General features: G+C 70.3%; 12 protein-coding genes. 6 read left to right on the forward strand and 6 right to left on the reverse strand.

The window, feature by feature from the left end:
* Positions 1-669 precede the first annotated feature (669 nt).
* From LJE69_RS04375 to LJE69_RS04385, 3 genes are read left to right on the forward strand one after another with little or no spacing between them, the layout of a single operon-like run.
* Complete coding sequence (locus tag LJE69_RS04375; protein ID WP_296921884.1) at positions 670-1,338, forward strand: response regulator; 669 nt, start codon at positions 670-672, stop codon at positions 1,336-1,338.
* On the forward strand, positions 1,335-2,705 hold the full coding sequence (locus LJE69_RS04380; RefSeq protein ID WP_296921886.1) for an ATP-binding protein: 1,371 nt from the start codon (positions 1,335-1,337) through the stop codon (positions 2,703-2,705). Before LJE69_RS04375 ends, LJE69_RS04380 begins: the two co-directional genes overlap by 4 nt.
* Positions 2,702-3,550: a DMT family transporter gene (locus LJE69_RS04385; protein ID WP_296921888.1), complete on the forward strand. Its 849-nt coding sequence runs from the start codon at positions 2,702-2,704 to the stop codon at positions 3,548-3,550. Before LJE69_RS04380 ends, LJE69_RS04385 begins: the two co-directional genes overlap by 4 nt.
* 400 nt (positions 3,551-3,950) lie before the next feature.
* Here LJE69_RS04385 and recD read toward each other — a convergent pair whose 3' ends face one another.
* From recD to recC, 3 genes are read right to left on the reverse strand one after another with little or no spacing between them, the layout of a single operon-like run.
* Positions 3,951-5,990, reverse strand: coding sequence for an exodeoxyribonuclease V subunit alpha (recD, locus tag LJE69_RS04390; RefSeq protein ID WP_296921890.1), 2,040 nt, complete (start codon positions 5,988-5,990; stop codon positions 3,951-3,953).
* Entirely contained in the window at positions 5,987-9,694 is a 3,708-nt protein-coding gene (recB, locus tag LJE69_RS04395; protein ID WP_296921892.1) for an exodeoxyribonuclease V subunit beta, read from the reverse strand. Before recB ends, recD begins: the two co-directional genes overlap by 4 nt.
* A complete protein-coding gene (gene recC, locus LJE69_RS04400; RefSeq protein ID WP_296921894.1) occupies positions 9,691-13,023 on the reverse strand; it encodes an exodeoxyribonuclease V subunit gamma in 3,333 nt (1,110 codons plus the stop codon). Before recC ends, recB begins: the two co-directional genes overlap by 4 nt.
* Before the next feature lie 311 nt (positions 13,024-13,334).
* On the opposite strand from recC, the gene purU reads away from it, so the two are divergent.
* A complete protein-coding gene (gene purU / locus LJE69_RS04405; RefSeq protein WP_296921896.1) occupies positions 13,335-14,189 on the forward strand; it encodes a formyltetrahydrofolate deformylase in 855 nt (284 codons plus the stop codon).
* A gap of 49 nt (positions 14,190-14,238) precedes the next feature.
* Here purU and LJE69_RS04410 read toward each other — a convergent pair whose 3' ends face one another.
* Positions 14,239-14,874, reverse strand: coding sequence for a transposase (locus LJE69_RS04410; RefSeq protein ID WP_296921898.1), 636 nt, complete (start codon positions 14,872-14,874; stop codon positions 14,239-14,241).
* Between the two features lie 461 nt (positions 14,875-15,335).
* Positions 15,336-15,656 carry a transposase gene (locus LJE69_RS04415; protein ID WP_296921900.1) on the reverse strand — a complete coding sequence of 107 codons (321 nt, stop codon included), beginning with the start codon at positions 15,654-15,656 and terminating at the stop codon, positions 15,336-15,338.
* A 631-nt stretch (positions 15,657-16,287) separates the two neighbouring features.
* On the opposite strand from LJE69_RS04415, the gene LJE69_RS04420 reads away from it, so the two are divergent.
* Positions 16,288-17,346: an N-acetylmuramidase domain-containing protein gene (locus tag LJE69_RS04420; RefSeq protein ID WP_296921902.1), complete on the forward strand. Its 1,059-nt coding sequence runs from the start codon at positions 16,288-16,290 to the stop codon at positions 17,344-17,346.
* Positions 17,347-17,837: 491 nt separating this feature from the next.
* On the opposite strand, the gene rimI is transcribed toward LJE69_RS04420, so the two are convergent.
* A complete protein-coding gene (gene rimI, locus LJE69_RS04425) occupies positions 17,838-18,293 on the reverse strand; it encodes a ribosomal protein S18-alanine N-acetyltransferase (protein WP_296921903.1) in 456 nt (151 codons plus the stop codon).
* A 430-nt stretch (positions 18,294-18,723) separates the two neighbouring features.
* Between rimI and nifJ the strand changes: the two genes are divergently transcribed.
* Positions 18,724-21,236: pyruvate:ferredoxin (flavodoxin) oxidoreductase (gene nifJ / locus LJE69_RS04430; RefSeq protein ID WP_296921905.1), on the forward strand; the 2,513-nt coding region annotated here is incomplete at its 3' end.

Consider the following 21,236-nt stretch of genomic DNA (forward strand, 5'->3'; position numbering starts at 1 on the left):
CCTCACTCTCTTTCGCTGTTCGGTGGATGCTCGGCCGCCGTCTGCACGGCGGTCACCGTCTCCGCCCGTCACTGCTCGCCGGCATGCCCGCGGTCGCGCGTGGGCGACACCTTCCGCCCCGACTGCATCCGGCCACGGACCAGCCGCGAGCTGGCACGCGTCGGCGCGATGCCGCCGGCTCCACCTCGCCGACGCGCCTCGACCTGTGCCGTCGCGATCCGCTCGCGCCCTGCGCCGGAACGAACGGGCAGGAAAAAGCCTAGGCTTGGTCGGCTTAAGAAAACCTTAAGGGGATGCAGGTGTATGCCTCATCAATTCATCAGGAGAGGCTGACCGGGGCGTTACCGCCGATGGCGGCGACGACGCGGCGTGACCGCCCGCCCGCGCAGCATCGGCACCGGGGCGCGGCCGTCGTTGCGGTCAGGGGATTGCCGGCTTAGCATTGCGTGTTCAGCGCCGGTCGCCGGGCTACTCTCCGGCAAGGCCGCTTGTCGCCAGGCATGGCGACCAGGCCGCATTGCCGACTGTTCGACACCGGGTTGCGCCTTGGGCGCGGCCGTCACCCGCGCGGGCACGCGCGGGCCACCGCGGCATCGACCGGCCAAGCGGCCGTCGCCGGCATCGCGCCCCGTTTTCCACCGTCCCACCACAGTTGCTCCACCACCACCCGTGCGCCTGCTGCTCGTCGAAGACGACCATCTGCTCGGTAGCGGATTGCAGATCGGCCTCCAGCAGGAAGGCTATCGGGCCGAATGGGTGCGTGATGCCGGCGCCGCGGCACATGCCCTGCGGTTGGAGCCGTTCGACGCCGTGGTGTTGGATCTCGGGCTGCCGGATCGCGACGGCATGACCCTGCTGCGCGAGATCCGCCACCAGCAGCTCGACGTGCCGGTGCTCATCGTCACCGCGCGCGACGGCCTCGACGACCGGGTCGGCGGTCTCGACGCGGGCGCCGACGATTACCTGATCAAGCCCTTCGATCTGTCCGAGTTGGCGGCGCGGCTGCGCGCGCTGGTGCGCCGCAGCGGCGGCCACGCGTCGGCCGCGCTGCGCGCCGGCAACCTGACCCTGAACACGCACCATCGCGAGGCGCTGCTCGACGGCCTGCCGCTGGCCCTGTCGCCGAAGGAATTCGCGCTGCTGGAGATGCTGGCGGCCCAGCGCGACCACGTCGTGGCCCGCTCGCGCCTGCAAAACAGCCTCTCCGACTGGGGCGAGCCGGTGGAGAGCAACGCGCTGGAGGTGCATATCCACAACCTGCGGCGCAAGCTCGGCCGCACGCGCATCGAGACCGTACGCGGGGTCGGCTACAAGCTCGTCTCGGAGCCCGCGCCATGATGTCTATCCGCGTCCGGCTGATGGTGTCGCTGCTGGCGCTGTGGACGATCATCTGGGGCGCGATCGCCCTGATCGCCGTCGAGCGCGCCAACCACGAGGTCGAAGAACTCCTCGATGCGGAGCTCGCCCAGATGGCGCTGGTGCTGCGCAGCATCGGGCTGATCGGCGACCTCGCGGACCTCGGCCCCCAAGGTCAAAGCCTGGCCTCCCTCGGGCACCCCTACGAAACCCGGATCAGCTTCCAGGTCTGGGACGGCGACGAGCTGCTCGCCCGGCTGGGCGCGGCGCCCACGGCGCGGCTTGCCGACCGGCTCGGCTTCACCGACCAGAGCGTCGGCGGGCACAGGTGGCGCGTGTTTGGCTACCGCTGCGAGCAATCCGGGCGCGTCCTGTACGTCGCGCAGGACTACGCTATCCGCCGGGAGCTGGTGCGCTATCTCACCTTCAACGCCTTGCAGCCGATCCTGTGGTCCCTGCCGCTGGCCCTGCTGCTGATCTGGCTCGCGGTGAGCGACGGGCTGCGACCGCTGGCGCGGGTGGCGCACGCCGTGGAGGCACGCTCGGACCGGCGGCTTGAGCCGATCCCGGATGACGCAACACCGCCGGAAGCACAACCGCTCATCAAGGCACTGAACGACCTCATGCAGCAGGTGCGCCGCAGCCTGACCCTGGAGCGGCGATTCTCCGCCGACGCCTCCCACGAGCTGCGGACCCCCTTGGCCATCATTCGCACCCATGCGCAGATCGCGCGGCGGGCGGCGGAGCCGGCGCAATTGCAGCAGGCCCTCGACAACATCTCGCGCGGCGTCGTCCGTGCCACGCGCGTGGTGGAGCAGATGCTGGCCCTGTCCCGGATCGGCCAGGACCGCTCCCGGCACGAGGGTGACAGCGCCTCGCTGCTGCTCGCCGTCACCGAGGTTGTCGCGGACCGGCAGACCGTGGCCGAGAGCGCCGGGCTCAGCCTCCAGCAGCAGGTGCCCGCGGACGACACTTGCGTCGTCGGGGTTCCCGCCTCCATGCTCATGATCCTGGTGGCGAATCTCGTCGACAACGCGATCAAGTTCACGCCCGCGGGCGGCACGGTCCGGGCCGAGGTGGAATTGGTGGGCAACGCGATACGCCTGACGGTCACGGATACCGGCCCCGGCATCGCCGCGGATCGGCGCCAGCACGTGTTTCGGCGCTTCCATCGCGAGCCCGGCCAGACGGAGCCCGGGGCCGGTCTGGGCCTTTCCATCGTCCAGCGCATCTGCGACCTTCACCGCGCGCGCATCCGCCTCGACGACGCCATGCCGGCCGGCGCCGATGGCACCGGCCCCGGGCTGCGCGTCGACATCCTGTTCCCGAGACCGAAGGCCACGACTTGACTACAACCCGCACGGCGCTGCTCACGGCGCTGACCATGCTGGCCTTCGCGGCCAACGCGGTGCTGTGCCGGCTGGCGCTGCACAACGGGGCTATCGATCCGGCGAGCTTCTCGTCCGTGCGCGTCGTCTCCGGCGCGCTCATGCTGGCGTTGCTGGCCTGGCCGCACTGGCGGCGCTCGGGCCTGCCGCGCGCGGATTGGCGCTCGGCGGCGGCGCTGTTCAGCTACATGATCTGCTTCTCCGTCGCCTACCTGTGGCTTCAGGTCGGCACCGGCACGCTGATCCTGTTCGGGGCGGTGCAGCTCACCATGTTCGTGGTGGCGCTGCGGCGCGGCGAGCACTTCTCGGCGCTGTCCTGGCTCGGGCTCGGGCTCGCGGTACTGGGGCTCGTTTACCTGGTGGCGCCCGGGGTCACGGCACCGGACCCGCTCGGCGCCGGGCTGATGGCATTGGCCGGTATCGCCTGGGGCATCTATACCCTGCGCGGCCAGGCCGTCACTGATCCGCTCGCGGCCACCGCGAGCAACTTCCTGTTCGCGGTGCCGCTGGTGCTGGCGGTGAGCGTGCCGTTCATCGGCCGGCTGCACGCGGCCTGGCCCGGCGTCGCGCTGGCGGTGGCGTCCGGGGCCATCGCGTCGGGGCTCGGCTACGCCCTCTGGTACTCGGCGCTGCCGGGGCTCAAGGCCACCAGTGCCGCGACGGTGCAGCTCTCGGTGCCGGTGATCGCCGCATTCGGCGGCGTGCTGCTGCTGGCGGAGCCGGTGACCCTGCGCCTCGTGCTGGCCTCGGCGGCGACCCTCGGCGGCGTGGCCATCGTGCTGCGGCGCCGGGCGGCGCGGGGGTGATGGGCGGCTGCCTGCCGCTGGGCGGTGGCTCGGGGCTTGGAGTGCTGCCTCGCGCCCGGTCGCGGCACCGAGAGTGCCGCTCCCACAAGACCGGGCGTGCCGCTTTCACAAGCGCCGCTCCAGCTGTAGGTCGGGTTACGCTGCGCTAACCCGATCCCTCGGACGCGCCGGCGCGGTGGGAGCGCCACTGCCTTTTGTGGCGCGATGAGGGCCGCGCTGTTGCCTGCCGTTGGGTGGTTACTCGGGGCTTGGGGTGCTACCTCGCGCCCGGTCGCGGCACCGAGAGTGCCGCTCCCACAAGACGCTAGCCTCGCGCCCGGTCGCGGCACCGAGAGTGCCGCTCCCACAAGATCTGTGGGAGCGCCGTCCTCGGCGCGACGGGCGGCCCGCCGCAGACTGGCTACGCGCTCGCGGCGGGCCAGCCAAGCCGCTCCGCCAAGGCGGAGGTGCGTTGCACGCGGGTGGCGCAGGCGTGTTGCAGCGCCGCGCTGCCGGCGTGCACGGTGACCCGCTTGCGGGCGCGGGTGACGGCGGTGTAGAGCAGCTCGCGGCTGGCCAGCGGGTGCGGGTCCGGCGGCAGCACCAGCAGCACCTCGTCGAACTCGGAGCCCTGGCTCTTGTGCACCGTCAGCGCGTAGGCGCAGACGTGGGGCGGGAGCTGGCGCACGGACAGGGTGCGCAGCTCGCCGTCCGCGGCGCGGAAGTGCGCCCGCAGACGCCCGGCCGCGTCTTGCCAGAGCAGGCCCACGTCGCCGTTGTAGAGGCCCACCTCGTAGTCGTTGGCGGTGATCATCACCGGCATGCCGTGGTGCAGGGCATTGTCGCCGACGGCACCGGTCACCTTGCCGCTGACCTTGTCGTGGTTGCGCAGCCGCTCGGTGATGCGCACGTTCAGGGTCTCGACGCCGAAGGGTCCGCGATGCAGCGCCGCCAGCACCCGGGCGCGCTCCAGCAGGGCCAGCGCGGTGGCGGGGTCCGTGGCCCCGAGCACCGGGGCGAAGCGCTCCACGGCCCAGTCGATGCAGGCCGGATGCAGCGCGTCCGCGGGCGGCGCGAGACGGGTGATGTCGTCGTGAGCGTCGCCGTCCAGCAACGCGAGGGCAGTGGCGCCGTCGCCGGCGTTGACCGCCCGCGCCAGGGCGCCGATGCCACTGTCGGCGCCGAAGCGCCAGCTGAAACGCAGCAGCGCGACGGCGGCGGCAATTGAGGCTGCCTCGGGTGCATCCACGGCGTCCGCGCCCGCCGCACCTTGACCATCCCCTTCCCCACCGGCAACGGTGGACAACGCCTGCGCCGGTGCCGCCCCCACCTCCGCCAGCAGCTGCACCTGCTCCGCGCCGTAGCGGATCGGCTGCCCGCGGCCGGTGATGTCGCCGAGCACGTTGCCCGCCTCCACCGAGGCGAGCTGGTCGCGGTCGCCCAGCAGCACCAGCCGGGCGGCGCCGGGCAGCGCCGCCAAGAGCCGCGCCATCAGCGGCAGGTCGATCATGGACGCCTCGTCCACCACCAGGCAGTCCACCGGCAGCGGGTTGTCGGCATCGCGCCGGAAGAGGCCGTCCGCGCCGAACCCCAAGAGCCGGTGGATGGTCTGGGCCTGCTCCGGAATGCGCGCAAGGATGTCCGGCGCCACGCCGCCGGCGGCTGGATTGGTGCTGCCGGCGGCTGGATTGGCGCTGCCGGCGGCTGGATTGGCGCTGCCGGCGGCTGGATTGGCGCCGCCAGCGGCGAGGCGCCCCTTGCCGGCACCGATGGACTCGGTGAGCCGCGCGGCGGCCTTGCCGGTGGGCGCGGCGAGCGCGATGCGCAGCGCCGGGTCCTGCTCCAGCAGCAGCGCCAGCACCTTCACCACGGTGGTGGTCTTGCCGGTGCCCGGACCGCCGGAGATGACCGCGAAGCGGCGGGTGACGGCGATGGCGGCGGCGATGCGCTGCCAGTCCGGCCTATCCGCGCCCGATGCAGCCGCGCCCGACCCAGCAGCGCCAGACTCCGGAAAGAGCCGCGCCAGACCGTCCGCGAGCCGAGACGCGTCCAGGTCCGCCGCCGGCGCCAGGCGCCCGAGCAGCGCCGCCGCCACCCGGCTCTCGAAGTGCCAGTACTTGCCCAGATAGAGCCGCTCGCCGTCCAGGATCAGCGGGGCACCATCACCCGGCTCGCCGAACCAGGGGCAGGCCCTGAGCGCCGTGAGCCAGTCGGCCAACGCGGGCGCGACGGGGCCGTCTACCTCAGGGTCGGCGGCGTCCGCGAACAGCACCCGCCCGGCTTGCTCGGCGAGGGCGACGCAGACGTCGCCGTCGAGGTTCCGGGCGCTCACCAGGGCCGCGCTCAGCGCCGGCAGGCTCTCCTCCCCTGCCCCGCTGCCGCGGCCGACAAAGCGGGCGAAGTAATAGGCCAGCGGCGGCAGCCGCCCGGCCTCCATCAAGGAGTACAGCGACGGGGTCATGACGCGTCACCTCCGGCGGCGGCATCGCCCCACGGAAAGATCTTTCGGTCCAGGGTCTCGATGAGCCCAAGCGGCGGGCGGGCGAAGAACACGCCGCGCTCGGGGCCGGTGCGCGGGCGCATGCCGCGCAGGAAGAGATAGAAGACGCCGCCCAGATGGCGCTCATAGTCATAGCCCGGCAGCCGGCTGCCCAGGTAGCGGTGCAGCGCCAGGGTATAGAGCAGGTATTGCAGGTCGTAGCGGCGCTCCAGCATCGCGCTGCCGAGGGCCGCCGGCGCGTAGTCGTCGAAGCGCGGGCCGAGCAGGTTGCTCTTGTAGTCGGCGACGAAGAAGCGCCCGTCGTGCTCGAACACCAGGTCGATGACGCCGGTGACCATGCCGGCGAAGCTCGCCGCCGTGAGCGCCGGCAGCGGCCGCCCCACGTGCTCGGCCAGCAGCCGGTTCAGGGTTGCGAGGTCGGCGCGATCGGTGGCGAGATCGAACGCCAGCTCGTTCAGGCGCCGCGCGCCGGGCAGGTCGGCGAGCCGGAGGCCGTCGGCGGTGAGCGGGGTTTGCACGGCGCGCTCCAGCAGCAGCGCCGTGTCGGCGCCGTGGCGGCGGTGGTCGAGCCCGAAGCGGGCGGCGAAGCGCGCGCTGAGCTGCTCGGCCTGGGCGGCGATGTCGCCGGTGAAGTCCAGGTGCTCCAGCAGCAGGTGCAGGAAGGTGCCCACGTCGCTGCCGGCCGGGAAGCGCAAGGCCGGGTCGTCGTCCGCGCTCGCAACAGCGATCTCCTCGGGCAGGGCCGCCGCCGACTCGTCGTCGATGCGCTCGCCGAGGCCGGGCGGCACCGCGTGCAGGTCGCGGGTCAGCGCGGAGAAGCTGGTGATGCGCCAGCTCGTGTCGATGCGGCCGGTAAAGTCGCGGGCCGTGGGCAGGGCACCATCGTCGACGGCGGCGAGCCGCGCCGACGTGACCGGCTCCGGCAGCGGCGCGAGCGCGACGGCCCCATCCGCCGCCTCCGCCAGCGCGGCCAGGTCCGCGTCCAGCGTGGCGAGGCCGGCGAAGGCGTCCGGCGGCCCTTCCCTGAGCGCGGCGGCGTCCTGGTGCGGATGCAGCAGCCAGCCGAGGGCGGCGCGGCCGGCATCGGCGCCGCGGCTCGCGCTGCCGGCGCGGCCCCAGACGACGTAGATGGCCGACTCGGCGCGGGTGAGGGCGACATAGGCCAGGCGCACGTCCTCGGCCAGGCGCTCGCGCTCGGCAAGATTGAGGTGCGCGGCCTGATCGTCGGAGCCGATGTCGAGACAGGCCATGCCGTCGGTGTCACGGTGGAAGCGCAGCGGCTGCTTGTGATTCGTGGCCTTGCAGTTCCACAGGTCGGGCAGGAACACCACCGGGTATTGCAGGCCCTTGGCGGCGTGCATGGTGACGATCTGCACCAGGCCGGCGTCGCTCTCCAGGCGCAGCTGGAGCTCGTCGGCGGCCTGCTCCGCCTGCTGCTCGCGGCGCTGGATGCGGAACCAGTTGAGCAGCGCGTCCATGCCGGGCTGCGCGTGGGCGGCTTGCTGCAACAGCTCACCGAGGTGCAGCAGATTGGTGAGCCGGCGCTCGGCGTCGGCGTCGGCCGCCACCCGCTCGGCGATGCTCGCGCCCTCCGCACCCGTCGCCCAGAGCAGGCGCTGGAACATGGCCATGAAGCCACGCCGCTGCCAGGCCTCGTGCAGCGCCAAAAGCCAGTCCACCCAGCCGGCCCAGGCGAGCTCGTCGCCGGCGATGCGCGCGATGTCGGCGTAGCCGAGGCCGATGAGGCCGGAGGCGAGCGCAAGCCGGGCGAGGCCGCGCTCGCGCGGGTTCAGCGCGGCGGCCAGGAGCGGCTCCAGCGCCGCGGCCTCGTCGCTCGCGTAGACGCTGTCGCGCGCCACCGAGACGGCGGCGACGCCACGCGCGGCCAGCACCTGGCGCAGCGTGGCGCCGTCGTGGCGGGTACGCACCAGCACGGCGATGTCCCTGGGCTTCAGCGCCCGCTCCTCGCACACATGGCCGTCCGCGTCGCGCTCGACGAGCCGCGCGCCGCCATCGCGGGCAGCGGCCAGCAGCCGGACGATCTCGTCGGCGACGGCGGCATGGGCCAGCTCGGTGGCCCGGGCCTTGCTGGGCGGCTTCGACTCGCCCTTGGCATTGGGCACCTCGGGCAATGTCCACAGCGTCAGCGCCGGGCGGTCGGCGCCGCGGTCCATCAGGTATCGATGTGCCTTGTCGGCGGCGGCGCTGGGCGTGAAGCCGATGGTGTCGCCGAAGACGAAGGCGTCCCGCGCGCGCCGCGTGAACACGCTGTTGACCGCGCGCACCACGCCGGGGGTCGAGCGCCAGTTGCATAGCAGTGTCGCCCGGGCATCGGCACCGAGGCGTCCCTGCGCCGCCATGTAGGTAAAGATGTCGCCACCGCGGAAGCTGTAGATGGCCTGCTTGGGGTCGCCGATCAGGTACAGCCCGCGGCCCGGGCCGTCCAGGTACAGCCGCTGGAAGATGTCCCATTGCAGCGGGTCCGTGTCCTGGAACTCGTCGATCATGGCCACCGGAAAGCGCTCGGTGACAGCCGCCGCCAACGCCGCGCCCGCGGGGCCGGCGAGGGCATCGCGGAGATGGGTCAGCATATCGTCATAGCCCAGCAGGCCACCGTCCGCCTTCGCCTGCCGGACCTGCGCGTGGGCAAATTCGGCAGCGTCCGCCAGCGCGGCGATGCGCAGGTCCCGGTGAATGCCTTCGAGCGTCTCACGGACCTCGCCGCAGCGGGCAAAGAAGGGGTGGTCGAGAGCAGAATCGGTCTTGTTCTTCTTGAGCTGGCCGCGGATCACGGCGGCGTCGAGCACCTGGAAGGACGGCGGTGGAGGCGCTGTGGGCGCGGCGGCAAAGTAGGCGTCCAGCTCGGCGAAGCGCGCCGGCAGGCTGTCCTTGTGGAACGGGCCGTCCTTGGGGCGCTTCAGGGCATTGCTGTCCATCAGGGCACCGGTGATCCGCTCGCGCTCCCGCCGCCACCGCGTGGCGATCTCCGCCAGCGCCGGCAGCAGCGCATCGAAGCGCGCGAGCACCGCCGACGCGCCGCAGACCGCGGGCAGGAGCTCGGGCTTGGGCGTACGCAGCAGGGGCTCCAACCGCCAACGGAAGCCTTCGAGGTCGCCCACGGCCTGCTCGAACAACTGCGCCTTGGCCGCATCCAGCGGATAGGCGGTGCGCCGCCACCAGTCCTGCACCGCGGCGCGCCAGAGCCCGCTGTCGTCGGTGAGGACTTCGAGGCCGAACGCCTGGCCGCTGTTGAAGGCGAGCTCGGTGAGCGCCCGCTGGCAGAAGCCGTGGATGCTGGACACCGCCGCCTCGTCCATGGCGCGTACCGCGAGCCGGAGCCGGCGGATGGCGTTGTCCACCTCGCCGCGAGCGCGCAGGTCGTCGGCAAGGAGCTGCAGGAACCCGTCCCCGCTGGTGCCGTCCAGATCCAGCAGCGCCAGCGCGTCGGACAGCCGGGCGCGCAGGCGCCCGCGCAGCTCGTCGGTGGCCGCCTTGGTGAAGGTGACCACCAGCACCTCGCCCACGTCGCGGCCGTCGAGGATCTGCCGCAGATAGAGGTTGGCGATGCTGTAGGTCTTGCCGGTGCCGGCGCTGGCCTCGATGAGGTGCACGCCGGTGAGCGGAAAGGCGAGAACCGCCGGGTCATCCAGGGCACGCGGGCTCATGCGTCCTCCGCCGCTGCCAGCAGCGGGCTGTACAGGGCGAGCGCCAGTTGCTCGAACTCGGGGGTATCGAGGGGATTGCCCGTCACATCCCGCAGCATGAGCTGCACGTAGTCGTCGTCGCCGTCGCCGGCGACCTGGCTGAACTCGCTGGTGGTCCAGGCCTTGCCTGCCTCCTTGCGGGCACGTTCCCGGGCACTCGGGTCGTCGGCATCCCAGCACTCGGCGAAGGCGAAGCTGGCCTTGGGGAATATCGGCAGCGGGCGGTGCGCCCCCTGCCAGTACAGCGCCACCAGCTCGCCGAGCCGGGCGCGCGCCTCGGCCCGCGGCGGGGCGTTGCGCAGCGCGAAGCGGTCCTGCTCGGTGAGCAGCACCGACGGCTGCGGATCTTCCACCAGCGACGCGTCGGCCACCGCCCAGCGCGCCAGGTGCGCGAGCCAGAGCTTGAGCCGGTCCTCGCCGCGCAGCCGCCCGGCACGCCAGCGCAGCAGCCCGAGGTCCGGATAGAGGCCGCCCACCTGCCCCGTGAGCCGCCAGGGGCCAGCCGGGTCGGTATCGAACGTCAGGTCCAGGTCCAGGCGCGCGGCCCGCTGCCCGGCATAGGGCGCCAGCGCGTCCTCCAGCGGCGCCAGCCGGCGCTCCTGGCGGGACAGCGCCAGATCACCGAAGGCGCCGTGGGGCAGCAGGCCCTCGGCGGAAAGCTCCGCCGCCGTGGCGGGCCGCTCGGCGAGCCGATCTTCCAGCAGCCGCGTCCTGAGCTGCCAGGCGGCGAGGCTGTCCAGCGCGAAAGGCTCCTCGTCGGGCGCCAATTCTTCGTCGCGCAGGTAGACGCCGAGGCGGGTCTGCACGAAGTAGCGCACCGGGTGCGCCAGGAAGCGCTCCAGTTGCGTGAGCGTGATGTCGCGCATGGCCGCCGGGGCCTCGGGCAGCGTGGCGGCGGGCCAGTCCACGGGTGCCGCCGGCGCGGCCGCCGGCTGCTGCATGTGCCGGGCGATGCGGCACCAGTCGGCGTCGAAGCTGCGGTGATCTTGGTCGTTCGGCGAGTCGTCGGGCTCCAGGAAGCGCACCGGACTGAAGGGCTGTAGCGCGTGCTCCCGGGTGATGGCCTTGCTCAGCGGCTCGCCACTGTCGTTGCGGCTGAAGTACTGGTCGATGTGGTCCAGCAGCTCCCGCAGCAGCACCGACGGCTGGCGCTCGGTGTTGTTGCGGGCGTCGCGGCCGACGTAGCTGAGGTGGAGCCGCCGGCGGGCGCCGAGCAGGGTCTCCAGGAACAGGTAGCGGTCCTCATCGCCCTTGCGCGGGTCGCCGGGCCGCCAGGTACGGCGCATGGGGTCGAACTCCACCGGCCGGTCCTGGCGCGGAAAGGCCTCGGCGTCCAGGCCGAGCACGCAGATGACCGGAAACGGCAGGCTGCGCATGGGGCGCATGCCGCAGAAGGTAACGCCACCGCTGAAATAGCGCCCGCCGCGGTGCTCGGTGAGCGCGCCGAGGCGCTCCGTGAGCCATTGGCGCACGAGCTGCGGGCTCAGCGGCTCGTCGATGTCGCCGGCCTCCATGGCCAACTCGGCGACGGCGTCGCGGATGCGCTGAAGGCGGCCGTCGGGATCATCGCGCTCGCCGAAGAGGTCCGCCAGCAGGTGGCTCAGGTCACGCTGCCAGACCGCCGCCGGGCGCGCCGCGGCGAGCTGGGTCGCCGCCTGCTCGAGCCGTGACAACAGCCGCCAGAAGCCGCCCAGGGCCACCGCGGCGCCGCCCTCGACGCCGGCCACCGGCGCAATGCCGGCGAAGCACCCTGCTCCCCCGGGCTCGCCGCCGAGCGCATAGCCGGCGAAGACCCGTTCCTCGGCCTGCGCCCAGGTGTTCTGCGCCATGGCCGGCAGCCCCAGCCGCGCCTTGTGCGCCCCATCCAGCCCCCAGCGCAGGTTGGCCGCCGCGAGCCAATCTTTCACCTGCGCCACGGCGTCGGCGTCCAGCCCGAAGTTTGCCGCCAGCGCCGGCACGTCCAGGTAGGACAGGACCTCGGACTGGGTGAAGCGGCTCTCGGGCAGCGCGAGCAGTTGGAGGAACACCCGCACCAGCGGGTGCTCGTCGGCGGCGGCGATGTCCGACAGGTTCCAGGGGATGTAGCGGCGCGCCGCATCGGGCGTATCGCCGGCGGCAGCCTCCGGGCGGTGGCGGTCGAACACCGCCTCGATGTCCGGGGCGTAGCGCCCGATGTCGGGCACCATCACCAGGACGTCCTCGGGCCTTAAGTCCGGCTCGGCCGCGAACATGGCCAGCAGCCGGTCGTGCAGCACCTGGCATTCCCGCGCCGGGCCATGACAGACGTGCACCTGCACGGAATCGTCCGGCGTCAGCGCCTGGGGCCCCGCCGGCACCGGTGTCAGCGCGAACAGGTCTTGCTGCAGCCGCCCGAGTAGGGTCTCGGGCCAGTCGGTGGCGTAGGCGTCCTGCTCCTCCAGCGCGGTCTCACCCTCCAGCAGCAGATCTTGCAACGCCTGTCCCTGCCGGCCCCAGGAGCCGAGCAGCGGGTTGCCGACCTCCCACAGGTCAGCATCGTCCGGCTGCGCCAGGCGCCGGCGCGCCAGGGTCTTCTGCGAGACCAGGTCGGACCAGAACTGATCGCTCGGCGTGTGCAGATACAGCTCCACCGGGATGTGCCGCGCCAGCGCCTGGAACACCTGCACGAAGATGGGCGGGAGGCTGGAAACGGCGAACAGCGCGAGCCGCGCCGGCAGCGCCGCGCCGACGGCGGGTGTATCCAGGTGCGCCAGCAGCCGGTCCAGCACGGCGACCCGGTGGACGGTCTCGCCGCCGGCCACCAGGCACTGCCAGAGCAGCGGCTGCCAGGGGTGCTCGACGGAGTCCGTCGCCTTGTCCTGCATCCAGGCGCGGATCAGCCCGGGCCGGTAGAGCTGGCAGCGGTCGAAGACGTCGGCGATGCGTGCCGCGAGCTGCCAGCGCTTGCGGCCGTCGGTGTCGTCCCGGAGATAGTGCCGCAGGGCGGCGAAGGCGCGCTGCGGCAGCAGCTCGGGCAACAATGCGAAGATGCGCCAGGTCATGGCGTCGATGGACAGCGGATCGGTCTCCGGCAGCTCGCCCAGCAATTGCCGCGCGAAGCCCCAGACACAGGATGCCGGCAGCGGATAGCGCACGTTGGCCGCCACGCCGCAGCTCGCAGCGAGCCTCAGGTTGACCCAGCGCGCCATGGCGGGGCTCGGCGTCACGACGGTCTCGGCCGTGAACACCGACGCAGGTGGCGCCGACACCAGCCGCCGCGCCAGCTCGGCGAGCAGGTATTCCACGCGGTTGGAGCGGATCAGGGTGAGCATGGCAGCGGGGCGAAACGACCTGTATGCGAGCCGGATGGCCGGCGACTCTGGAACGGCGGCTGGAACGGCGGGCAGTCTAGCGCTGCCGGTGGCTCAGCAGGTGAGCCCGTGAGCATCGCGCCGGCAAACACTCGCCGTCAACGCAGCGTCCGCTGGTTGTGTGCGTGGGAGCGGCGTCCCCGCCGCGACAGGCCGCGACAGGCCCCGAGCACGGCTACGGACATCAAGGGACTGTCTCGTTCAATCGCCGCGGCTATGATGGGGCCTTGCCAAATCCCGCTCACGACACGACAACAGCCCCCGAACACCCCATGGAACGCGCCTACCGCCTCATCATCTCCTGCCCGGACCGGGTGGGCATCGTCGCCGCCGTCAGCGACTTCATCGCCGCCCACGGCGGCTGGATCACCGAGGCCCACCATTACACGGACCCGGAAAGCCAGTGGTTCTTCATGCGCTACGTGGTGCGGGCAGCGTCGCTGCCGTTCGGGCTCGAGGAGCTGACGGCACGCTTCACGCCGGTGGCGGAGCGCTTCGCGATGCAGTGGTCCATCTACGACACCGGCCGCAACAAGCGCGTGGTGCTGCTCGCGAGCAAGCAGGCCCATTGCCTGTCCGACCTGCTCTATCGCTGGCGCAGCGGCGAGATGGATTTCGAGATCCCCTGCGTGCTGTCGAACCACGATGAGCTGCGCGGCTACGTGGAGTGGCACGGGCTCAGGTACTGCCACTTCCCGGTGGACCCGGCAGACAAGGCAGCCCACTTTGCGGCCGTGGAGCAGGCCCTCGACGAGGCGCGGCCGGACGTCATCGTGCTCGCGCGCTACATGCAGATCCTGCCGGAGCGCATCTGCGCCCGGCACCCGGCACGCATCATCAACATCCACCACAGCTTCCTGCCCAGCTTCGTCGGCGCCCGGCCCTATCACCAGGCCGCCGCCCGCGGCGTCAAGCTCATCGGCGCCACCTGCCACTACGTCACCACGGAGTTGGACGCAGGCCCCATCATCGAGCAGGACGTCGTGCGTGTCGGCCATCACAACACGGTGGACGACATGATCAGGCTCGGCAAGGACGTCGAGAAGCAGGTGCTCGCGCGCGGGCTGCGCTGCCACCTGGAGGACCGCGTGCTGGTGCACGGCAACAAGACCATCGTGTTTGGCTGATGCTCATCGTCGTTGGCGGCACCCGCAGGGGGCGAGGCTCCGGCATCCGTCAGCCATGGCCCACTTCCCGCAGGATGCGGTAGACGCTGCTCGCGCTCAGCTTTGCGTTGCGACTGTGGCGCAACTCCTGCGCAATGCGCCGATAGCCGAGCCCTGGGTGCAGGTAGGCATACTCGATGACGTGCCGGCGCTCCTGCTCGGAGACCCAGTTCTTTCGGCGCACCTGGCCGTTGTGGCGGTTCGGTTGCCCCTTGCGGCGGCGCCAGTTATAGAACTTTGCGGCCGATATGCCGAGCCAGCGCAGCAGTTGTGTCGTCTTGGCGGCCCGTGCACCGACCCAGATGTTCACGAACTCCACCACCTGATCGCGCACCTCCGCTGCTATCCATTTCCCACTTAGCGGGCCCCATCGCGCCAAGCGGCGCCGCGTGAGCGCTGCCAGCTCTGCTTCGATATGCCCCTCGACCGCATCGAGCTCGGCACGCAGCGCCGCGATCCGCTCCTCCAGTGCGGCACGCTCGGGCGCCCTTCCCGACACGCGAGCAGCGGCATGATCGACGAATTGCCGCAGCCACCGGTAGTACAGTGACTGCGGGACATCCAACTCTCGACAGACGGTGCCGGGCCGCCTGCCTTCCTGCAGCACCGTCATCACGAGGCCAAGCTTGACCTCCGCCCGGTGCATGTTGTGCGTCGTACACATTGCTTGTTATCTCCCAAGTGGGGCTGCGAAATCCCTGCCCCACTCGGGCGTATACGCTCCGATGTCCCTCCCTGATCGACTGCACTCCACGGGGCAGTATCAAGGCTTTCATCAGGGCACTTGCCCGTGCAATGGATGCACATGTCGAGCAATGCCGACGGAACGTGCGACGCGAATGCGAACGTTCGCTCTCCGGCGTTAATCCGTTATCCGCGTTGACGGTTTCCGCGCATTGCCGCAAAAAACAGTCGGCGACGCACTCCAATTGCAACTGAAGCGGGAGGAGCACATTCGGGAAAGCGGCACCGACAGCGATATACACTTTCAGTGTCCGACAAAACGCGCTCGCCGCGACCGGGCGACCGGGCGACCGGGAGGACAGGCTATCCAGGAGACCTGCGGTGCCTCAGCAGCGCGGGCGCGCGCCGGCGCCAAGCGACCCTTCAGCAGTTTTCGGCTGGGGCTAGCGGCGGATCAGGCTCTGCCAATGCCTGGCGGACATCTCTCAGCAACCGGCGCCTGCGCGCCAGTTCCATCTCCAACTCACCGAGCCTTATGCGCAGCCTGAACTCCTCGGCCGCGCGCCTGCGGTCGAAGGCATCCGCGCCGGCCGCAAGAAACTCGCGCACCCAGCGCTTGAACAGGAGCGGATGCAGATCATGCTCGGTACAGATGTCCTGCGCCGACACGCGCTGCAGCAAGTGTCGACGGACGACCTCTGCCTTGAAGGCCGCGGAAAACACTCTGCGTTGCCTCTTCGCCATGGCGCTTGAACCTCCGTACGAGTCGATGACGCGGGCCGCGGCGCGCTCTGGCACCGGTGGTCACGCGCTCGCGAACACAGCATAACCCGCGCTCCACTGCGGGTGCGGGCTTACGCCATGGCGATTTAATCCGCAATTGGGCTGACTGAGGGCAATAAATTGCCACATCTCCGAGCGAGACGAACACACAACGTATACGACAGCGCTCCGAGCGAAATTTGAAAGCATCCGCGGCATTTAATCACCAACAGCCGTCATGCGACACGCGGCGACTTATGCTTGCCGCATCTCGTCAGCGTCAGGCGGCAATTGCGCATGCCAATTGGGGCGCGGGAAAGACGCGAGCGAGGCGCTGCCTCAGACCGACAACGGCATGAGGCGGCATGCAACAAACGCCGAGAGCCGAGGGCCGGGGCGGAGCCCCGAAACGCGACCGCACAGCTCGGGTCGACGACCGTTCCGGGCCTTGGCCCTCGGCCCTTTCCGAGTAGGTGCTGCGGTGCACACAAAACTTTACGCATCTGGAAAGATTTCGGCGCTTCAGACGATCCATTAATGGCTGTCACCAAAGCCGGCAGCGGTGCTCATCGGTCCACTGCCCGCACGGTGATCGCTACCCTGGGAGGCTAAAATGGCATTCACTTCCGAGATCGTGCGGGACATCACCGAGACCGCAAAGGCTTTGGGCATCGACGTTGCGGCACTGCTGGCCGTGGCCGAGGTGGAGGGCGACGGCCTGGCCTACGCGGACATCAACGGCCGGGCAATGCCCCGCATCTATTGGAACGCGCACTACTTCTACAAGCTGCTGCCGCCGGCATTACGCGCCGCGGCGGAAGCGGCGGGGCTCGCGGCGCCCCACGGCGGCGTCATCAAGAACCCACACTCGCAACGGGCGCGCTATCGCATGCTGGAGCGCGCACGCGCCATGAACGAGTGCGCGGCCCTGGAGGCATGCTCCTGGGGCATCGGCAACGTCCTGGGGGTCCACTGGCAGTGGCTCGGCTACCCGTCGGTGCAGGCGCTGGTGGGTGAGGCCGTCGCGGGCATCGGCGGTCAGACGCGGCTCATGATGCGCTTCATCGACAAGCGCGGCCTCGGTGATGCGCTGCGCCACCACGACTGGGCGGCCTTCGCGCGCGGCTACAATGGCCCCGGATATCGCCGTCAGCACTACCACGAGAACCTGCACGAGGCGCATCGCCGGCATGCAGGACAGCAGACCGACGCGGTGGACGAAAGCCTGTTGCGCCTCGGCAGCCGCGGCGCCGAAGTTGCGCGCATTCAGCAACTGCTCCGCCGCCTCGGCCATGGGCTGATGCTGGACGGGGACTTCGGCCCGGCGACAACGGCGGCGGTGCGCCGCTTCCAGGCTGAGCACGGGCTCACCGTGGACGGCATCCTCGGGCCGAAGACGGAAGCCGCCCTGGAGGCACTGAACGGCCGCTGCGAGGCCGGTAGACGGCTCAGGCGCGGCAGCCGCGGTGATGATGTCCTGGAGCTGCAACAGCACCTGAACGCCCTCGGCTACGAGCTGGCCGAGGACGGGCATCTCGGCGCGACGACCGCTATCGCCGTGATGCGCTTCCAGCGTGCCGCTGGGCTCGTCGTGGACGGGACGGTAGGACCCGCAACCGCCACGGCGCTGGCGCGGGAGCTTCAATCGCGAGACTTCGCCGTGGCGAGCTGAGGCCTGCACCCGCGCTTGCACCCGCGCCCGGCATCTCGGACCGCGGGTCTTCACTCTTCGGCGCCCGAGCCGCGGCACCCAAGCCGGCAGCACCGGCACGCCGCAGGTCCTCCCGTCGCGACGGGCGCCAATTTGTCCTCGGCCCCCCTCCGCACCTCCCCGAGCCACCCTATCCCGCTGCGGCTCCCGCCAGCATGGCTCGGTAGGCCGGCCAGCGGCTTGGCTCCGCCGCGGGTCCTGCTCCCGGCGCGGCGGTTGCTCACCAACCTTGCCGGATCACACGCTAGCGAGGCGCTGCCTCAGACCGACAACGGCATAAGGCGGCATGCAACAGACGCCGAGGGCCGAGGGCCAAGCCCCGAAACGCGACCGCACACCTCCGCTCGACCGCTGTTCCGGCCCTTGGCCCTTTCTGATAGGTGCTGCGATGCACACAAAACTTGACGCATCTGCAAAGATTTCGGCCCTGCAAGCAATCCAGGAAACAGCGGCTACAACGCCCGCCCCATCATCAGCGCATCTTCCCGCCGGCTCGGATCGGCATCCGCACTCGGGTAGTAGCCCTTGCGAAGGCCAATCTCGTCGAAGCCCTCACTGCGGTAGAGCCTGATCGCGCCGGCATTGGACATCCGCACCTCCAGAAAGGCAGAGTCGGCCTCCTCGCGGCGCGCCAGCGCCAGCAGCCGCCGCAGCATGCGCCGGCCAATGCCGAGCCGCTGGAACAGCGGGTGCACACAGAGGTTGAGGAGGTGGCATTCGCCGACGGCGACGGACATGATGCCGTGGCCGACGATCATGTCCCGGGTCTCCGCCACCAGGCAGGTGTAGCGCACCCGCAGACAATCGCGGAAGATGCCCTCGGACCACGGCGAGCCATAGCCCGCGCGCTCGCACACCAGCACCGCGGGAAGGTCCTCCTCGCGCATACCGCGGAAGCTGACGGACATGTCTGTGGGCACGGCAACCATGGCAGACTTCTTACCGGCCCCGGCAGCGAAAAGCAAAAGGGCCAGAATCAATCATGGACGCCGGCAGCGACTCCCCTCTACGCTGTTCGGGCCCCGCCGGGCAACGCCGCTTGCCGCGGCCCGCGGCATTGGACCGCCATGCACGGCATGCCCCTGTTAACACACCCGGGAACCGCAGTCGTCCTTGCAGCGTCAATGCTCTGCATGGGGGCAACTGACGCTTGACTGACCCGGATCATGCCCCGCCGTGATTATCGACGCGGCTTGGACCTGGATCAGTGGTGCCCCGGGCAGTTGCGGATATAGTCGCTGCCCAAGGCAGGCCGCGCGGCGCGCCCGGCGCCGCGAACCCTCCCATCCTCATCACGCAGTCTGTTTTTGCAGTCATTCTCAATTGCGGGAAGTATCCATGTCGCAGCACCAGATGGTCACCCTCGACGGCAACGAAGCCGCCGCCTATGTCGCGCACCTCACCAACGAGGTCATCGCGATCTACCCCATCACGCCGGCCTCGCCCATGGGCGAATGGTCGGATGAGTGGTCCTCCCTCGGCGTAAAGAACCTCTGGGGCACGGTGCCGGACGTCGTCGAGATGCAGAGCGAGGCCGGCGCCGCCGGCGCCATCCACGGCGCGCTGCAGGGCGGCTCGCTGTCCACCACCTTCACCGCGTCGCAGGGACTGCTGCTGATGATCCCGAACATGTACAAGATCGCCGGCGAGCTGACGCCGACGGTGCTGCACGTGTCGGCGCGCTCGCTGGCGGCGCAGGCGCTGTCCATCTTCGGCGACCACGGCGACGTGATGGCCTGCCGCGCCACCGGCTACGCGATGCTCTGCTCGGCGTCGGTGCAGGAGATCATGGACTTCGCGCTCATTTCCCAGGCCTCGACCCTGGAGAGCCGGGTGCCCTTCCTGCACTTCTTCGACGGCTTCCGCTCGTCGCACGAGGTCAACAAGATCGACAAGCTGCCGATCGAGACCATCCGCGCGATGATCGACGAAGAACTGGTCACCGCCCATCGCACCCGCGGCATGAACCCGGACCACCCCTTCATCCGCGGCACCTCGCAAAACCCGGACGTGTACTTCCAGGGCCGCGAGACGGTCAATCCCTTCTACGCCAAGGTGCCCGACATCGTGCAGGCGCGCATGGACCAGTTCGCCCAGCTCACCGGGCGGCAGTACAAGGTGTTCGAGTACATCGGCGCGCCGGATGCCGAGCGCGTGGTCGTGCTGATGGGCTCAGGCATCGGCGCCGCGCAGGAGGCGGTGGAGCACCTCGCCGCCCGCGGCGAGAAGGTTGGTCTCATCAAGGTGCGGCTGTTCCGCCCCTTCAGCCCCAAGTACCTGCTCGCTGCATTGCCAGCGACGGCGCAGAAGATTGCCGTGCTCGACCGCACCAAGGAGCCGGGCGCGAACGGCGAGCCGCTGTACCAGGACGTCGTTACCGCGCTCGCAGAGGCGGTCGCCGACGGCAGCATGGCCGCTATGCCGCGCGTGGTCGGCGGGCGCTACGGCCTGTCGTCCAAGGAGTTCACGCCAGCGATGGTCAAGGGCGTGCTGGACGAGCTCACCCAAGAGCAGCCGAAGAACAAGTTCACCGTCGGCATCATCGACGACGTGGGCCACACCAGCCTGGACTGGGACCCGAGCTTCAAGCCGGACGCCACCGAGGGCGTCACCGCCTGCGTGTTCTACGGCTTGGGCTCGGACGGCACCGTGTCCGCCAACAAGAACAGCATCAAGATCATCAGCGAGGAGACGCCCAACTTCGGCCAGGGCTACTTCGAGTACGACTCCAAGAAGGCCGGCGCCATCACCATCTCGCACCTGCGCTTCGGCCCCAGGCCCATCGACAGCACCTACCTCGTCGGCGAGGGCGAGGCGAGCTTCGTCGCCTGCCACCAGCCGACCTTCCTGCGCCGCTACGACATGCTCGGCAAGGCCAAGACCGGCGGCACCTTCCTGCTCAACTCCGCGACGCCGGCGGACAAGGTCTGGGACGACCTGCCGCGGTCCATGCAGCAGCAGATCATCGACAAGGGGCTCAACTTCTACGTCATCGACGCCTACGACATCGCCGAGAAGACGGGCATGGGCAGGCGCATCAACACCATCATGCAGACCTGCTTCTTCGCCATCTCCGGCATCCTGCCGAAGGACGAGGCCATCGAGCAGATCAAGCAGGCGGTGAAGAAGACCTACGGCAAGAAGGGCCAGCGCCTGCTCGACCGCAACTATGCCGCCATCGACGCGGCGCTGGACGGCCTGCACCAGGTGCAGGTGCCGGACCAGGCGACCAGCGATTTCGAGCGCCCGCCGGTGGTGCCGGACAGCGCACCGGACTTCGTCAAGCACGTCACGGCAACCCTCATCGCCGGCCGCGGTAACGAGCTGCCCGTGAGCCTGATGCCCGCCGACGGCACCTGGCCCACTGGCACCACCCGCTTCGAGAAGCGCAACATCGCGCTGGAGCTGCCGAAGTGGGAAGACGACCTCTGCACCCAGTGCGGCAAGTGCCCGCTGGTGTGCCCGCACGCGGCCATCCGCGCCAAGGTCTATCCGGCGGAGCTCACCAACGACGCGCCGGAGGGCTTCCAGCACGCGGCCATCAAGGGCAAGGACTTCCCCTCCGACTACCATGTCACCTACCAGGTGGCGCCGGACGACTGCACCGGCTGCGGCCTGTGCGCCGAGGTCTGCCCCATCCGCGATCGCAAGGACCCCAAGCGCAAGGCGCTCAACATGCGCCCGGCCGAGGAGCGGCACGCCCTGGAGGTGCCGAACTGGGACTTCTTCCTGTCCCTGCCCGAGTATGACCGCACCAAGCTCGACGGCACCAAGATCAAGCACGCGATGATGATGCAGCCGCTGTTCGAGTTCTCCGGCGCCTGCGTCGGCTGCGGCGAGACGCCCTACGT

The organism is Thiohalocapsa sp. (assembly GCF_022340605.1).
In the GTDB taxonomy this organism is placed as follows: domain Bacteria; phylum Pseudomonadota; class Gammaproteobacteria; order Chromatiales; family Chromatiaceae; genus Thiohalocapsa.

Excerpts from the sequence above, each read along its gene's own strand:
- LJE69_RS04380 (WP_296921886.1), top strand. The coding sequence starts at position 1,335 with ATGATGTCTATCCGCGTCCGGCTGATGGTGTCGCTGCTGGCGCTGTGG.
- purU (WP_296921896.1), top strand. The coding sequence starts at position 13,335 with ATGGAACGCGCCTACCGCCTCATCATCTCCTGCCCGGACCGGGTGGGC.
- recD (WP_296921890.1), bottom strand. The coding sequence starts at position 5,990 with ATGACCCCGTCGCTGTACTCCTTGATGGAGGCCGGGCGGCTGCCGCCG.
- LJE69_RS04410 (WP_296921898.1), bottom strand. The coding sequence starts at position 14,874 with ATGCACCGGGCGGAGGTCAAGCTTGGCCTCGTGATGACGGTGCTGCAG.
- LJE69_RS04415 (WP_296921900.1), bottom strand. The coding sequence starts at position 15,656 with ATGGCGAAGAGGCAACGCAGAGTGTTTTCCGCGGCCTTCAAGGCAGAG.
- recC (WP_296921894.1), bottom strand. The coding sequence starts at position 13,023 with ATGCTCACCCTGATCCGCTCCAACCGCGTGGAATACCTGCTCGCCGAG.
- LJE69_RS04420 (WP_296921902.1), top strand. The coding sequence starts at position 16,288 with ATGGCATTCACTTCCGAGATCGTGCGGGACATCACCGAGACCGCAAAG.
- rimI (WP_296921903.1), bottom strand. The coding sequence starts at position 18,293 with ATGTCCGTCAGCTTCCGCGGTATGCGCGAGGAGGACCTTCCCGCGGTG.
- recB (WP_296921892.1), bottom strand. The coding sequence starts at position 9,694 with ATGAGCCCGCGTGCCCTGGATGACCCGGCGGTTCTCGCCTTTCCGCTC.